10 protein-coding genes are annotated in these 15,986 nt (G+C 65.9%); 4 read left to right on the top strand and 6 right to left on the bottom strand.

Annotated elements, in window-relative coordinates:
- Position 1 precedes the first annotated feature (1 nt).
- The 3 genes from HB677_RS17835 to HB677_RS17825 all read right to left on the bottom strand — a co-directional run bounded on the left by HB677_RS17835 (position 2) and on the right by HB677_RS17825 (position 4,939).
- Entirely contained in the window at positions 2–949 is a 948-nt protein-coding gene (locus tag HB677_RS17835; RefSeq protein WP_213817088.1) for a hypothetical protein, read from the bottom strand.
- A 280-nt stretch (positions 950–1,229) separates the two neighbouring features.
- Positions 1,230–3,551 (bottom strand): arylsulfatase, encoded by a 2,322-nt coding sequence (locus tag HB677_RS17830; RefSeq protein ID WP_213817087.1) that lies wholly within the window; start codon positions 3,549–3,551, stop codon positions 1,230–1,232.
- Positions 3,552–4,015: 464 nt separating this feature from the next.
- Positions 4,016–4,939, bottom strand: coding sequence for a hypothetical protein (locus HB677_RS17825; RefSeq protein ID WP_213817086.1), 924 nt, complete (start codon positions 4,937–4,939; stop codon positions 4,016–4,018).
- Between the two features lie 159 nt (positions 4,940–5,098).
- On the opposite strand from HB677_RS17825, the gene HB677_RS17820 reads away from it, so the two are divergent.
- Entirely contained in the window at positions 5,099–6,151 is a 1,053-nt protein-coding gene (locus HB677_RS17820) for a hypothetical protein (protein WP_213817085.1), read from the top strand.
- A 62-nt stretch (positions 6,152–6,213) separates the two neighbouring features.
- Here HB677_RS17820 and HB677_RS17815 read toward each other — a convergent pair whose 3' ends face one another.
- Entirely contained in the window at positions 6,214–6,528 is a 315-nt protein-coding gene (locus tag HB677_RS17815; protein WP_213817084.1) for an EthD family reductase, read from the bottom strand.
- A gap of 102 nt (positions 6,529–6,630) precedes the next feature.
- Positions 6,631–6,882: an endonuclease domain-containing protein gene (locus HB677_RS17810; RefSeq protein ID WP_213817083.1), complete on the bottom strand. Its 252-nt coding sequence runs from the start codon at positions 6,880–6,882 to the stop codon at positions 6,631–6,633.
- A 1,414-nt stretch (positions 6,883–8,296) separates the two neighbouring features.
- Between HB677_RS17810 and HB677_RS17805 the strand changes: the two genes are divergently transcribed.
- On the top strand, positions 8,297–12,238 hold the full coding sequence (locus HB677_RS17805) for a GH92 family glycosyl hydrolase (RefSeq protein WP_213817082.1): 3,942 nt from the start codon (positions 8,297–8,299) through the stop codon (positions 12,236–12,238).
- A gap of 640 nt (positions 12,239–12,878) precedes the next feature.
- On the opposite strand, the gene HB677_RS17800 is transcribed toward HB677_RS17805, so the two are convergent.
- Positions 12,879–13,562: a TetR family transcriptional regulator gene (locus HB677_RS17800; RefSeq protein WP_213817081.1), complete on the bottom strand. Its 684-nt coding sequence runs from the start codon at positions 13,560–13,562 to the stop codon at positions 12,879–12,881.
- Between the two features lie 73 nt (positions 13,563–13,635).
- On the opposite strand from HB677_RS17800, the gene HB677_RS17795 reads away from it, so the two are divergent.
- Both HB677_RS17795 and HB677_RS17790 read left to right on the top strand, forming a co-directional pair.
- Entirely contained in the window at positions 13,636–14,769 is a 1,134-nt protein-coding gene (locus HB677_RS17795; protein WP_213817080.1) for an NAD(P)/FAD-dependent oxidoreductase, read from the top strand.
- 472 nt (positions 14,770–15,241) lie between these two features.
- Positions 15,242–15,697: an SRPBCC family protein gene (locus HB677_RS17790; RefSeq protein WP_213817079.1), complete on the top strand. Its 456-nt coding sequence runs from the start codon at positions 15,242–15,244 to the stop codon at positions 15,695–15,697.
- Positions 15,698–15,986 lie beyond the last annotated feature (289 nt).

Here is a 15,986-nt window from a genome sequence, read left to right as displayed (position 1 = left end):
GCTAACTCGCGAGTTGGGCCGACGCGACCTGTCCGTACGAATAGCTAGCAGTCCCGTCGACCGCCCACGTCACGGCCGCGTAGTACGCGTCGTCCTGAACGTACGCGGATATCCCGTTGACGGTAATGGATGCCTCGGGCACGCAGCTGACCGCCGTCGCGTACGACTTGCCGAGCACGACAATCAGGCAGGGTGCGCCGGCGTTGTCCCGCGCGACGTAGATCACGTGTTCGCCGGCGGTCTGCAGGTTGGCCTCCATGCCGAGCATGCGGATGGTGGTGAGGTCGATGGACGTGCCCGCAATGGCCCGCTCCGGGGTGTCCCGCCACGCCTGCTCGGTGGCGAAGGCGTCAAACATGTGATTCCCCGCCGCGGCGACAGCCGTCGAGGATGACGCCGGGAAACTCTCCGGTGCCGAAACGGCGGCCGGGGTCATCCGCGATCCAATGCCGACGCCAACGGCCAGAACCAGCACGGCACCCACGGCAGCCCACACGAGTCGCCATCGTCGTGGCTTAGCAGCGGGAGCGGCGGATGCCTCGGGCCACGGGTCCTCCCGGAGTGTGACGACCGATTCGGCCGCCCGCGCCGGCGGCCCGGCGTGCCCGGGGTTCCCGGCGGACGTGGCGACGCGTGCGATGCCCCGCGCCACCGGCCTGATGAGATCCCGGGCCTCCGCAACGGCGGCCAGCGTGATCGCGCGGTCGGTGACAAGCCGCTCCTCGAGGTGGGCGAGTTCCTCCTGCGCCTGGGCGCCGCCCTCGCGTGAGTACGCCAGACCCTGCAGCCGCGCACGATCGGCACCGGGGCTGGCGGTGTCGTCGGGAGCAGCCTGCTCGGGATGCGCGAGCCACCACAACGCGTTCGCCGGCGAGTGAGGACCCCGGTACACCGCCGTGAAGGCGTCGGCGAAGCCATGATTGGCGAGGAACTCGTCGTAGTCGCTCATGGCATGAGGATACCTCGCAGCCGCCCGACACTGGCGGCGAAACTGCGCGCCCGGGGTCGCACCATTTCGCCACGTAAGGAGTTTTCGCTACATCAGGACCCCGGGTCCGCATGTGGGCGCAATCTCGCCAAAACTCCTGATCTGGCGAAACGGAGGGCCCGGGTTGTGCGCGTCAGGCCGCCTGGCCTGCCCGAAACTCCTGATCTGGCGAACGGAGGGCCCGGGCGGCGCGCGTCAGGCCATAGCCGCGGCCGCCCGAACGACAGCACAGCCCACCCCGCTAGTCGCTCGCCATCCGCGCCCCGAACTCGCGCTCGATGTCGACGTACAGGTCATCGGCCACGTCATACAGCACCTTGTGAATCGTGCCACCCGTGAACCGGAAGTCCTGCCCGTACTCCTCACTCACCGAGTCGCCACTGTCGTACCCGACGCACAGCCCTTCGCCCGCGAGTGCATAGCGTCCCAGTTGCGTGCGGATGGATGCCTCGGCCACCGTCTCATCGTCGACGTGCAGTTTCAGCGTGCCGAGCGACTCCAGGTGTTCCCCGGACCCGGTCTTGGTGAACTCGATCCCCACGATATGCCGCCCGGACTTCGGCGCGGGTGCACTCACCCGCTGCTCCGGAGGAACCCCGAGGAAGTTGTTCACGTACACGAGCTCCCCGTTCTTGACGAAGATGCTGTACCCGCCGAAGCGCGAGCCCTGAGCGACGATCACGCCCTCCGTGTCATCCGCAAAATCCACATCGGCGAAAATCTTGTGGGACACGCCCTGGGTGCGGGCGGCCGATGCCTCCTGCACCTCCGTGGTGCCGGGGTAGTAGATGAACTTACCGTCGGCGGGAATCGGGGCGTGGTACTCGAGCTTCATGAACTCCGCGATGCCGAGGTCGTTCAGCGGAAGCACGCTGAACTTCTCGGCCTCCTCGAACCAGATGTCGACGAGCTCCTTCACCTTGTCCGGGTTCTCGTCGGCGAGGTCGTGGGCTTCGGCCCGATCCACCTCGGTGTGGAACAGCTGCCAGCGGTCCTGGTCGAACCGTCCACGCCCCAGGGGCACCGGCCCGTGTTCTGCCACGGCCGTCCATCCGTCGTGCCAGATGCCGCGGGTGCCGAGCATCTCGTAGTACTGGGTGTGCTTCGTGGTCGGGGCATCCGCTTTATCGAAGCTGTACCGCATTGAGACACCGGGCAACGGCGTCTGCTCGACCCCAGCGACGGTTTCGGGCATCGTGACGCCGCAGCACTCGAGGATCGTGGGCACGATGTCGATGCTGTGGTGGTACTGATTGCGCACCTCCCCGCGCGCGCCGATGCCCGCCGGCCAGTGGATGACGAGCGGGTCCGAGACGCCGCCCGCATACGAGTACCGCTTGAACATCCGGAACGGTGTCGAGAACGCCACGGCCCAGCCCGTCGGGTAGTGGTTGTACGTCGCGGGGGAGCCGAGCTCGTCGATCGAGGCGAGGTTCTGCTCCAGATCGGAGGGGTATCCGCTGAAGAACACGTTCTCGTTCACCATGCCATTGGGACTTCCTTCACCGGATGCCCCGTTGTCGGCGCAGTACAGGATGATCGTGTTGTCCAGCTGGCCCGACTCCTCGAGGTAATCGACGATGCGTCCGATCTCTGCGTCGGTGTACTCGGAGAAGGCGGCGTAGACCTCTGCCATCCGGCTGAACAGCGCCTTCTCCTCGGGGGAAAGCTCCGCCCACGGCCGGACGGCGTCGCCGGGGCTGAAGGTGCCCTCCGACATCGGATTGAGCTCGGTCAGTTCGGTGCCCTCCGGCAGGATCCCGCGCTCGATCATGCGCCCGAGAACCCACTCGCGGTAGGCCTCGTAGCCGTCATCGAACTGGCCCTTGTACTTGTCGATGTACTCCTGGGGCGCGTGATGCGGGGCGTGGTTGGCGCCCGGGCAGTACCAGAGGTACCAGGGCTCGGCCGGTTCCGACTGCTTGGTGTCGCGGATCAGACCGATCGCCTTGTCGGCGAGATCCTTGGACAGGTGGTACCCGTCTTCGGGCGAGTACGGCTGGTCGATGTAGCGGTTGTCTTCGGCGAGGTCGGGGTACCACTGGTTGGTTTCGCCGCCGACGAAGCCGTAGAAGCGGTCGAAACCCTGGGCCAGGGGCCATTCCTTGCGCGATGATCCGCTGGAGATCGAGTCCACCGGCACGTTGTGGTTCTTGCCGACCCAGAAGGTCGCCCACCCGGCATCCCGAAGCACCGTCGCAATCGACGCGTTCTCGAGCGGAATGTGTCCGTTGTATCCCGGAAAGCCCGTCGCCGACTCGCTGATCGTGGCGTAGCCGTTCTGGTGGTGGTTGCGTCCGGTGAGGAAGGTCGACCGGGTCGGCGAGCACAGCGCCGTCGTGTGCCACTGGGTGTAGGTGAGGCCGTTCTTGGCGAGGCGGTCCATGGTCGGCATCTGGATGCGCCCGCCGTACGGCGACCAGGCCGCCAGCCCCGTGTCGTCATAGAGAATCACGAGTACGTTCGGCGCACCCTCGGGCGCCTTGACTGACAGGTACGGATCCCAGTCCGGCACCGAGTCGCGCACATCGAGCTTGATTACACCGTTGAATTTCTTGGCCATGGGGCACACCCATCAATCGGCGCCGGGCTGCCGGCGCTGTGAATTCTTTTCTGGCGCGGCTCCCTCGGGCACGAAACCGCCAGCCCACCTCCGGCGGGCCCTCGAGCAACATGCCCACCCTAGATTTCGGAAGTGCCGCGCCCATTCGCCTACAACGGGCGAGATAGCGGGCGGATGCCTCGGGGCGGTGCAGCTCGCCGACCAGGGTCAGCCCGGCCCGGCACCAGTCAGCTCGCCCGCCACCGGTCACCCCTGCCCGGTGCATCCGCCCGTCCAATTTCTCCAGATAAGGAGTTCTGCGCGCTGGAGGGCCGATCACTCCTGATGTGGACGTAATTTCGTACGAACTCCTGATGTGGCGAACAATTTCTCGTCCGCCGAGCAGGCAGGGATGGTGAGGCGTGCGATTGCGGCCCTGGTTCGTGCCCAGGCGTGAGCAATTGCGGGGTGCGAGCCGCCGTGAGCTATTCCACCGGGGCGTACAGGCCTACTTCGCCCGCCTGGCTTTCGTCGGTTCCGTCGGGTGACCATGTCCAGGTCACGTAGTGCTCGGCGTCCTGCACCGAGACCGTCATGCCGTATGGCCCGAGGTCAGCTTCGGGCGTGCATGTCACACCGACGGACTTGAGCGCCAGCGCATACAGGATGAGGCAGGGTGATGCATTCGTGTCGCGAGCGACGTACACCTTCACCGGGTACGCCGGGTTCTCGCCCGACTGCGTGGCGCGCTGCGCGAGCAGACGGAACGACGAGGGGATCATGCTGATGCCGAGGTTGAATTCGGTGGGCACATCCTCGGCCACCTGAGGGCGGTTGAGAACTTCGACCATTGCTGGCCCCCACGTTGTTCGGGTTTCGCCGGCGTCGGTGATCAACGCCCGAGGGGGAGGCGCGGGTGAGAACGCGATCCCAAAGCAGACGCCGACAACGAGAGCGATGGTGATGGCGCCCGTGCCCCACCAATCCCACGAACCCCAGCGGCCCCGCGACCATGGAGCCCGGGTCCGTCGATGCTCGGTGCCCGAGGCATCCGCTGATCCCGGGATCTTATGCGGCTGCGGCTGCGCCTGCGGCCGGGCGCCCGGGGCTTCGTCGCGCGTGGTCAGCGCGTTGAATCGGGTGGATGCCGCCACCTGCGCAAGAGCGGCGAGGGTGGCTTCGTGGTCGGCCGCCAGCTCGTGTTCGAGCCGCTCCAGCGCGAGGTGCGCGTTGGGATCACCCGCTCGGGAAAAGGCCGCGGCCTGCAGATGGTCCCTGCTCTCGGCTGGCGACGCGACGCCGGAGGGAGACATCTCGGTGGGGTGCGCCAGCCACCACAGGGCGTCCGCGGGCAGGTGCCGGCCACGATACGCGGCGATGAAGGCGTCCGCGAACGTCCGGTCGTTCAAGAAAGTCTCATATTCGCGCATTCCATGAGAATACCTCGAAGTGTTGTTTATGACTCACACCGTGGAGTCGGATTAGGTGCTTCGAGCCGCTTCGCGCGGACGAGTCGTAATCGACGGCGAAAGTTTGACACGATGAGGGGCGACCAAGGGGATGACAGCATGGTGAACGAGGCACGAGCGAGGGAACTGCTCGGCGCTCCGCGGGGCCGGCGCATCTGCGCCGAAGTGGCGCTCGCCGCGGTGGAGAGCCTGAGGCCGCTGCTCTCCATAGCTGAAATGGACGAGGAAGTTGCTAAGCAATTTGGCCGGAGTCCGACCGCCGAGGCGGATCTTCTCGACGCCTTGGCGACGTTCCCGTTGGAAACGCTGGGACACCTAGGGGAGCTGGACCTGCTTCTCGCACTGTCGGAAACGACAGCGTCGGGCATGTATTGGCAGGAGCCAGATGATCGGGACGAGTTGCTTGCCCGTCCCGCCGTCAAGGACCTGCTGCTTCCTATCGCTATGGCGCTGCTCGATAACCACTTGACCGATTCGTGGGCGTCTGGAGTGTCCGACGACCAGGCGTTCCTGTTCTGGAGAATTCGCGAGTATCCGCCGCAACTGAAGCTCACTGACATCCGCTCGGGCGTTCAATTGTGGCAAAAGCGGGTCATTCGGCAGGAGACTGAATCCGCAGCAATCAATCGCCGGCACGGCCGGAGCTGGTCGGGCGAGTGGTGGTCGATTCCGAATCCCAGCGGCGCTCCCTCGACGACGGGGGTGACGCCGGAAGGCACGCTCGGGCTGTGGCTCGTGGAGGACAGCGCGCACGAGGACGAAGCAAATGTCCAGGAGCTGGAAATCCTGCGCAGTGCGCGGGTTTTCGAAGTGACCGGCGCCGACTCGTGGGCTGACCTCGCAGCTCGTTACCCGCTCGTGGTGACGGAATCGAAGCGGAACGTGTGGCGTCAGGCTACTGGGCATAAGGGGCCGTGGTTGATCCCGGACTGGTCCGCCGTGGCCGACGATTACGACGCGGTGCACGTGTCTCTATGGGGTCACTTGGTGACTGCCGGGATGCCGATTCCCGTTCCGGGGACCGAGAGTTACACGATGCTCGCCGGGTGGACGCCAGACGAAACGTACTGGTTCTCCGATGTGCTGGGCCCGAAGGGGGACATCCAACTCTGGGAACGATCGGACGACGAGATCTGGACCCGCGCGTCCTGACGCGCGTATGGGCAAGGGCTAAGCGGCGCCGCGCGAGATGTGGCCGCGCCGCCCGGCCAGGGTTAGGACTCTTCGACGTCGGCGAAGACGATGCGTACTCCTCCGGTGGCGATGCCGAAGATGGTGGGGAACAGCTCGCCAGCGGCCGGAGTCGCCACGGCGGCGGAAGCGGTGTCGTAGTCGGGGAAGTACAGGTCGACGAGGCGGTGCGCGGGAGTGGGCGAACCGTCTTCTTTGGGCCAGACCTTGGAGGATTCGAGTCGCTGGAGGCCGGGCAGTGCGCGGGCGAGGTCGAGCTGCTTCGAGTCGACGAAGCCCTTCTCGAACGCGTCGGTGTCGGTCGGGTTGTCGTAGATGATGGTGATCTTCGTGGTCATTGCTGCCTCCAACTGTCGGCGAGATTGATGAGTGGAACACACCTTACGACTCTGCCGTGGGATACGGCAGGGAGTGGTCGGCTGCGAGGTGGAGTTCGCGGACTACACGGATCGACGAGGAATCTGACGGGGCGGGTACCGCAGTAGTTCGCGGATTGTCGCCTCAACCCGCGGCCAGTCATAGATGACCTGCGCGTACCCGAAGCGGTGCACGCGGTATCCAAGGCTGACGAGGTATGCGTCGCGTCGGCGGTCTGAGCTGGGCGTGGTGTGGAACTCGCTGCCGTCTAGCTCGATGTTGAGCCATCCATTGATCAAAATGTCGAGCCGACCGACGCCACCGCGTTCCGACAAACCAGGGATCCTGACCTGGATTTCTATCGTTCGCACGAATGGCTGACACAAGACTCGGACTATTGATTCGAGCCCGGACTCTGCCCGCCCGTTCACCAATCGGAGGTAGCGGCGGACTCCCCGCGGTAGCAGCATCTCCAACCGCATGAGGGACTCAAGGGTGATTGCGCCAACGTAAAGGGCGCTGTCAGCAGAGGCGACGAATTGGTGCGGCGCGGCGGTGCGGGCCACAGTGATGAGCGCGTCTGACACGCTCACTCGCCAGGGCAGGCATCGCGAGCTTGGGTGCTTCTCGCTACCCCAGTGCTTAACGACGGCCGTGGGGGCAAAGCGCGGTGGAACGAAGGTGCCGAGCGGACGCCCCGGTTCTCGCGTGCCGTGCGAATTGCTGGGTACCAGCACGTGCACGCGGGGGTCGACTGTGTCCCAGATCTTCAGTGATGCCAACGCTGAAGACCCAGTCAGCTTCCCTCCGTGTACTACTGCTGATATTGCCAGCTGCTCCGCCGCTGGTGTCGCGACCCATCTGCTCCCGACTTTCACAAGCTGACCGGTGCGCACGGCCTGATTGATTCGGTAGTACGTGAATCCGCGCTGGATGAGGGTCGACTGCGGAATGAGATGGCCGCTCGCTGCTACTGCCTGCAAGAGTTGTGAAGTCATGGCAGCAGCGTTGTCGGATCACTGTGTACGCGGGCCGCGTCAAGCGCATCGGTGGAATTCTCGACACGACGGGTCGCTGTGGAGTCAAAGACGGGCCGCGGATTTCACTGGCGGAGGGGATTCTGTAGTTCGGTGCCCCGTGCGGGACTTTTTCGACAGAATCTCCTCCGCCACCGAGATGCAGGCAGGTGACAAGGCGCGCCAAGGCCTGGCGAGAGACGAAAGCAAGCTTCCTCATCCTTGCCCGCTTTTTACTAGCGGAGGAAATGTGGTCATAAGGGCGTCAGTTGCGCCACGGAATAACCGAATCTCCTCCGCTAGTAAAAAACAGCAGGGGCGGTGGGTCGTGGGTGATGGTGTTTTGCAGGCTGGGTGAATCGACGGGGCGGGACGTGGTGGCCGGGTTGGCCAGGTGGCCGGGTTGTTGGGGTGGGCCGGCGGCCGGCGGGGTCGGCGAGGTGGCGGACACGATGGGGTACAAAAAGTGCGCAACGGGGCGTCGGGGTGGGGCGGCGCCGTCGGGGCGGGCGGCTTGTGCCGTAGGAGTTACTTCGGAGACAAAATAGCCCGCAGGGTGCGGAATGTGGCGGAAGTAGGGCCGCAAGCGGCTAACTGACGCGCCGTTTGGCGGCACCTGCGAGGTTAATTCATACCTCGTTCATATACGCGCCTCATGCAATTTGTACCCCGCTGAAAGCATCGGTCCGTGGCTCAACAGACGAGTCACACTCGCGCTACTAAGGGGTATTCATTGACTGGTCCGTCCACGGGACGAACCAGCCGCACAAAACGTGCGGCTGTATTCACCGTTCTTACCGCTCTTCTCGCCGGCTCGGGCATCAGTGCCATCGCCGCTCCCGCCTTCGCGGCCGACAGCACTCTTTCCGTGTACGACGCGGTTAACCAGTTCATCGGCACGCAGAACGACACCTCCCAGAACAAGGGCAACTCCGCGTACGGAAACACGTACCCGGGAGCCACCCTTCCCTTCGGAATGGTTCAGTACAACCCGACGACGTTCAACACCGGCGCCAGTCCCCTGAACGGCGGTGGCTACGAGTACGAAGCCGACCAGCTGCGCGGCTTCGGACTGACCCGCCTCTCGGGCACCGGTTGCGTGAACAACAACGGCGCCTTCGACTTCCCGATGCTTCCGTACACCGGTGCGCTCACGCTCAACGACGCCCTGCCTACGAGCCCGGCCGACGCGATCAAGAGCTACTACCTCCCGTTCTCGCACGCCAACGAGGTATCCAAGCCGGGTGACTACTCGGTCGCCCTCAACGACGGCACCGCGGTCAACCTGACCGCCACGCCCCGCACCGGTGTCGCGACCGTCGACTTCCCGGAAGACAAGTCGTCCTCCACCCTGATTTTTGACGTCGCCGGCTCGAACAACGGTTCCACCGCTAGCCAGGTGCACATTGACGGCAACCGGGTATATGGCCAGACCACGACGCGCACGGTGTGCTCCGGCGGCGTCTACACGGTCTACTTCTCCGCAACGTTTGACCAGCCCATCACGACATCCGGGACCTGGGCCGGCTCGACCGTGACCGCAGGCGCGACGGACGCGACATCCACTGTGTCCCATGGTTCCGGCGCATTTGTGTCGTTCGCCAAGGGTGCAAAGGTGACCGCCAAGACCGGCATTTCGTACGTGAGTGCCGCCAACGCCGCCCTCAACGCGACGACCGAGACCGGCACCAAGACGGCGGATGTCGTCCGCGCCGAAGCCAAGACCACCTGGGAGGCGGCGCTCAACAGCGTGAACGTCACAGGCGGAACGGATGACTCGCGCACGAAGTTTTACACGGCGCTGTATCACTCGCTGATCCACCCGAACCTCTACGACGACGTCAACGGCCAGTACTTCGGCTACGACGGCAAGCTGCAGACCGTGAAGGCTGGACATCACGAGTACGCGACCTACTCCGGCTGGGACATGTACCGCGGCCAGGCGCAGCTCATCGCGACCGCGTTCCCCGCGATTGGTTCGGACATCGCGCAGTCGATCACCGACATCTACACGCAGACCGGTGACTTCCCGAACTGGCCGCACAACGGCGTATCGCAGCAGAAGATGACGGGTGACGGCCTCGAGGTCGTGCTCGCCGAGCTCGATGCGTTCGGCGCGACCGATTACGACCGCACCACGGCGCTCGCTGCCCTGGTGAAGACGCGCACCCTTCCGGCGTCGTCGGCCAACCGTGCCCGCCAGTGGCAGTACGCAGGCCTCGGCTTCATCGAGAACGACAACGACGCGTCCGCATCCCAGACGCTCGAGTACGCCATCACCGACTTCGCGGTGTCGCAGATGGCCACGCGCCTCGGCGAGACCAAGATCGCTGACACCTTCCAGGCCCGCGCGCAGAGCTGGCGCAACCTCATGGACCTGTCGACCGGAGACATCCGTCCCCGCAGCCGCAAGGGCTTCGACACGGCCATGAACCTCGGCAACCGCGAGGACTCCACGGGTCGCACGCAGTTCGACCAGAGCACCGGCTACCAGTACGGCTGGCTCGTTCCGCAGGACACGGCCGGCCTCATCGCCGCCCGTGGTGGCACGGCCGCAGCGACGGCTGACCTCGACGAGTTCTTCACCGAGCTCGACCGCGGTGTCTACAACACGAAGTTTGCCTACCTCAGCAACGAGGGCGACTTCCAGACGCCGTGGATCTACAACTGGCTGCAGCAGCCGGCCAAGGCGACCGACGTCCTCGACCGCGCCGTGAATACCCTGTTCAACACCACGAGCAAGGGCCTCCCCGGCAACGATGACCTCGGCGCGCTGTCGTCCTGGTACGTCTGGGCCAACATCGGGCTCTACCCGTCGGTCTACGGCACAGCCGAGCTCTCGGCGTCCTCGCCGATGTTCGACCACGTCGAGATCAACCGCACGGATGCCTCGCGCGACATCACGATTGACGCTCCCGGCGCCAGCACGAACCGCTACATCCAGACCGCTGTCGTGAACGGTGCCGCGAGCACCAAGTCCTTCTACACGGACGACCTCACCATCAAGGGCGGCACTGTCGCGTACACGATGGGCGCGACCGCCAGCACCTGGGGAACAGCGGCCAGCGACATCCCGCCGTCCTACGACGCTCAGGCGAACGCGTACAACAACATCGGTACGACGCCTGCCGCGGCCAGCAATACGGGAACATTGGATGCCACGTTCCACTCGCTCTCGCGTGACGAACTCGCCACGAAGGGCGCGGCACCGGGGCAGAAGATCCCGTTCGGCTCGACCGGCATCACGTTCACGTGGCCGAACTCGCCCGCCGGGGCTCCGGATAACTGGATCCCCCACGGCCAGGTCATCGCGATGGGCGGTGTGAAGGCGACGACCATCTCGTTCCTCGGTCTGGCTACGAACGGCCCGTCCGAGGGCTCGGCGACGGTCGTCTACGCGGATGGCACCAAGGCCAGCGTGCAGGTGCAGTTCACCGACTGGACCCCCGCCAGCAACTCCTTCGGCAACGAAACGCTGATCTCGGTCGCGGGTCGCAACGTTGGAAATGCGGGGAAGGATGCCTCGGCCGCCCGCGTTTTCGCGACGGTGCCGGCAGCGGTTGACCCCACGAAGGCGATCACCTCGGTGATCCTGCCCACCACGGTCACCTCGGGAATCATGCACATCTTCGATGCTGCTGTCAGCCCTGTCCCGGTGGTCACGCCTCCGACCGACGAGCCGACGGCGACCCCGACCGCCACGCCTACGGCCACGCCGACGGCTACGCCCACCGCTACGCCAACGCCCACCGCTACGCCGACGGCCACCCCGACCGCCACGCCCACGGCTACTCCGACGGCTACGCCTACGGCGACTCCGACGGCAACGCCCACCGCGACCCCGACCCCGTCGTCCACCCCGACCGAGACGCCGGCTCCCGTCGTCATCGTCCCGGGCACGCCGACCATCGCCGGAACACCCGTGGTCGGTGGCATCCTCACGGTCGATGCCGGAACGTGGTCGCCGGCCTCGGTGAACCTCGGATACCAGTGGTTCGTGGGTGACCAGCCGGTCGCCGGTGCCACCGGGCTGCTCTACGTGCCGGTTGCCACGGACGTCGGCAAGGCCGTGTCCGTTGCGGTCACCGGATCCGCGGATGGCGTCGAGCCCGTCGTGGCGCGCAGCGCTGACAGCGCGGTTGTCGCCACGGCGACGATCGTCGGAACCACCCCGACCATCATTGGCACGCCGAAGGTTGGCGCTTCGTTGAAGGTGCAGCCGGGCGTATGGACCTCGGGTGTCTCCGTCGCGGTCCACTGGTACGTCAACGGCAAGGTCGTCGCCGCGGCAACGGGCAGCACCTTCGCCCCGCGCCCGGTCGACGCCTACAAGGTCGTGACGGTGAGCATCACTGCCACGAAGGCCGGCTACACACCGCTGACCAAGCTCAGTGCTGGGAGCCGCGCCGTGGGTCTGGGAACTCTTGTTTCTACGTCTCCGCAGTTCTACGGCCCACTGAAGGCGGGCAAGACCGTCGCCGTCAAGGTCGGCGCGTGGACGCACGGCACCGTCATCAGCTACCGCTGGTACGTCAGCGGTCGCCTGGTCTCGACGAAGGCCACGTACAAGATCCCGGCCGGCGCGAAGGGCAAGACAATTGCCGTCCGCGTGAGCGGCATGCTCGACGGCTACAACTCGATCGACCGCAACTCGGGTGGCGTGAAGATCAAGTAACCACAGCACCACCCAGAAGTAACCCGGAGGCCCCGCTCGCAATGAGTGGGGCCTCCGGCGCGTCCGGGGTCGCGAGGTTGGTGCGGCGGCGGCGGGGCGAGGTGCGGCGGCTCGGGTCATCCGCCCCCTGCGTCCTTTGCCGTTCTCTAGATCAGGAGAATCTGCGCCAGAGCCCGCAGAAGTTCCTTCGGAGGGGCGAATCCGGCCGAAAGTCCTCACCTAGGGCAATGTCGCCGGGGGAGTAGCCGGTGCGATTTCACTGGGGGAGGAGATCCGGTATCTGAAACGTGTCACCCGGCCCATTTCGACCGAATCTCCTCCGCTAGTGAAATCCAGGGGCAAGAGTCCGGCGTGGGAGGTGCGGCGACGGCGGCGGGGCGAGGTGCGGCGGCTCGGGTCATCCGCCCCCTGCGTCCTTTGCCGTTCTCTAAATCAGGAGAATCTGCGCCAGAGCCCGCAGAAGTTCCTTCGGAGGGGCGAATCCGGCCAAGAGTCCTCACCTAGGGCAATGACGCTGGGGGAGAAGCGGGTGGGATTTCGCCCAGGGAGGACATTCTGCACCTGAAACGCGTCGGCAGGCCCACGGAGACAGAATCTCCTCCGCCAGTGAAAACCGGCGCACGAGTCCACCTGACGGCGGCTACCGGAGGGTTGAAATGCCCGCCACGAGGATGTCGATGCCCGCCAGGAACTGCTCCCGGTCGTCATGCTCGCGCAACTGCGCCGCGGCTCGATGGGCGAAGGGGTAGGTGGCGGCGTCGTGCCGCTCGGTCCACCGAGTGGCGACCCTCGCGAGGAACTCGGTGCGCCCGAGCCCCTCGGGGTTGATGCGGGCGCCCGCGGTGAACTGACCCGCGGATCCCAGCACGTAGTTGACGAGGGCGGATGCGGCGTTGAACTGATCCCGCTCGGGAACGCCGAGCCCCTCCAGCTGCTCGCCGAACCCCTCGAGAATCTCCATCACCGCAGACTGCCCCGGCTCGCGCAACAGCTGGCCGCCCACCCAGGGGTGCGCGTCGATCGCGTCGAACACCCCGGACGCGATGGCGCGAATCGCGGCGGGCGCCTCCCGCGTGCTCTCGTCGGACACCACGCGCGTGATCACGGCGTCCGCGGCCGCCTGCAGCAGCTCGTTCTTGTTCGCCACGTGCCAGTAGATGGCCCCGGCGCCGGTCGCCAGGCTCGCGGCCAGCGCGCGGAAGGTCAGCGCACTCTCGCCCTGCGCGTCCAGAATCGCGATCGCCGCGTCGACGATCCTCTCCTTCGACAGGGCGTCGGTCCGCCGCTCGCCGCCGCCCTGCTCGCCTCGCCCTGTGCCCGCCATAAGTTCATCTTGACACATCTGGAACGATGTTCCAATATTGTACTGGAACACCGTTCCAGTCGAAAGGACAATCATGACCACCCCCATCACGATCATCGGTGCGGGCCTCGGAGGCCTCACCCTCGCCCGCGTGCTCCACCTGCACGGCGTCCCTGTCACGATTTATGAAGCGGATGCCTCGGCGGCGGCCCGCACACAGGGTGGGCAGCTCGACATCCACGAAAGCAACGGGCAGGCCGCCCTCGCCGCGGCCGGCCTGACGGATGAGTTCCGCGCCATCATCCACGAGGGCGGCGAAGCCTCCCGCATTCTGGATCAGCACGGCACCGTCTTGTTCGAAGATGGCGACGAAGGCGGTGGCAGGCGGCCCGAGGTCCTCCGCGGCGATCTGCGCCGGATACTCATCGACTCGCTGCCCGCGGAGACAATTCAGTGGGGCCGCAAGGTCGTGAGCGTCGAGGTGCTCGACTCCGGCGGCCACGAGGTGACGTTTGCCGACGGCACATCAGTCATCGCCGGGATGATCGTGGGGGCGGATGGCGCGTGGTCGAAGGTCCGCCCGCTCGTCCGCGACGTCACACCCGAGTATGCCGGCACCACCTACGTCGAGACCTATCTGCACGATGTCGACGCTCTCCACCCAGATACGGCGACCCTGGTTGGGCCGGGAACGATGATGGCTCTCGCTCCCGGCCAGGGGATAAGCGCCCACCGCGAAGCGGGAGACATCCTGCACACCTACGTCCAGCTGTCACGCCCCGTCGACTGGTTCACCGGCCTCGACTTCGTCGCAGATCCCGCCTCCGCGATTGCCCGGGTTGCCGCCGAATTCGGCGGATGGCACCCGAGTCTCACCGCCCTGATCACCGACGGCGAGACCACTCCCGTCACGCGGCCGATCTTCGGGGTGCCGGGTGGGTTCCGGTGGGAGCACACCCCGGGCGTCACCCTGATCGGCGACGCTGCGCACCTGATGCCACCTGCCGGCGACGGGGCGAACATCGCGATGTTCGACGGCTCGGAGCTGGCGCGGGCGATCATCGACAATCCCGCTGACATCGATTCCGCGGTGGCGGCGTTCGAGCAGCAAATGTTCCTGAGGGCTGAGGAGGCAGCGGTCTTCTCGGCCGCGATCCACGAGCTGATGCTGGGTGCCGGTGCCCCGGGCAGCGCGGTCGCGTTCTTCTCCGGGGCTGACGAGGAGTAGGGGAGCGAGGTGCGGCGGCGGCGGCGCGAGGTGCGGTGGCGGCGGAGCGAGGTACGGCGGCGGCCGAGCGGGTGCGGCGGCGGCGCGGAGTGCAGCAGCTCGGGTCATCCGCCCCCTGCGTCCTTTGCCGTTCTCTAGATCAGGAGAACTCGCGCCAGAGCCCGAAGAACTTCCTTAGGAGGGGCGAATCCGGCCGAAAGTCCGCACGTAGGGCAATGTCGCCAGGGGAGAAGCCGGAGCGATTTCACCCAGGGAGGAGATTCTGCACCTGAACCGCGCCACCCGGCGCACAAATACAGAATCTCCTCCGCCAGTGAAATGCGGCCCCCTAAATCGCCCACCTGTAGCTGGGAAAGCAACCCCCAACGTGACCGAGCGATGCTTCCGTAACGTGGCTATCCGCAGCGAGCACAGCGAAACGCCTCCACGGCGACGCTGTGACCGCCGCGTCCACAGACAACGAAGGAGAATCATGCCCCAGGTAATCGAGACCATCGACGTCAACGTTCCGGTCGACACCGCGTACGACCAGTGGACCCAGTTCGAGTCGTTCCCCAACTTCCTCAGCTACGTCGAGTCCATCGACCAGGTGTCTGACACCCTCACGCACTGGAAGGTCAAGATCGGCGGCATCGAGCGCGAGTTCGACGCAGAGATCACCGAGCAGCACCCCGACGAGCGCGTCGCCTGGAACAGCACCGGCGGCGACGAGAACCACGCCGGAGTCGTCACCTTCCACAAGCTCAGCGACAGCGAGACGCGCGTCACCGTTCAGCTCGACTGGGAGGCCAGCGGCATCGTCGAGAAGGCCGGCGCCATCCTCGGAGTCGACAACCACGTCATCAAGGGCGACCTCAAGCACTTCAAGGAGTTCATCGAGGGCGAAGGCGTCGCCGATGGCGCTTGGCGCGGAAACGTCGACGCGTAACACCTGCATACGGAGAGTGGATGTCCCGGGGCCACGTGACCCCGGACTCCGCGCCGGGTACCTCTGCACCGTCGTGGGGTAACCCCGACAGAGCCGGTGCCGGCCATGCCGGGTACCCCGGCAGGGCGGCAACCCCGGCCCCACGCGAACGGCACCCCCAGGGGTGCCGTTCACTGCGTTAACCGTTCGCCACGTAAGGAGTTCTGGCTCTCATACCCGCCAAAGCTCCGCAATTAGCCGCAATTCCGCCGAAACTCCGGATCTGGAGAAACGGCGGCTGCCGCAGCCC

It is taken from the genome of Glaciihabitans sp. dw_435 (assembly GCF_018449675.1).
Classification (GTDB): Bacteria; Actinomycetota; Actinomycetes; order Actinomycetales; family Microbacteriaceae; genus Glaciihabitans.
This window is presented reverse-complemented; position numbering and strand designations above follow the sequence as displayed.

Bases quoted from the DNA above. Each gene is read 5' to 3' on its own strand.
- HB677_RS17835 (WP_213817088.1), bottom strand. From the start codon at position 949: ATGAGCGACTACGACGAGTTCCTCGCCAATCATGGCTTCGCCGACGCC.
- HB677_RS17830 (WP_213817087.1), bottom strand. From the start codon at position 3,551: ATGGCCAAGAAATTCAACGGTGTAATCAAGCTCGATGTGCGCGACTCG.
- HB677_RS17820 (WP_213817085.1), top strand. From the start codon at position 5,099: ATGGTGAACGAGGCACGAGCGAGGGAACTGCTCGGCGCTCCGCGGGGC.
- HB677_RS17815 (WP_213817084.1), bottom strand. From the start codon at position 6,528: ATGACCACGAAGATCACCATCATCTACGACAACCCGACCGACACCGAC.
- HB677_RS17800 (WP_213817081.1), bottom strand. From the start codon at position 13,562: ATGGCGGGCACAGGGCGAGGCGAGCAGGGCGGCGGCGAGCGGCGGACC.
- HB677_RS17795 (WP_213817080.1), top strand. From the start codon at position 13,636: ATGACCACCCCCATCACGATCATCGGTGCGGGCCTCGGAGGCCTCACC.
- HB677_RS17790 (WP_213817079.1), top strand. From the start codon at position 15,242: ATGCCCCAGGTAATCGAGACCATCGACGTCAACGTTCCGGTCGACACC.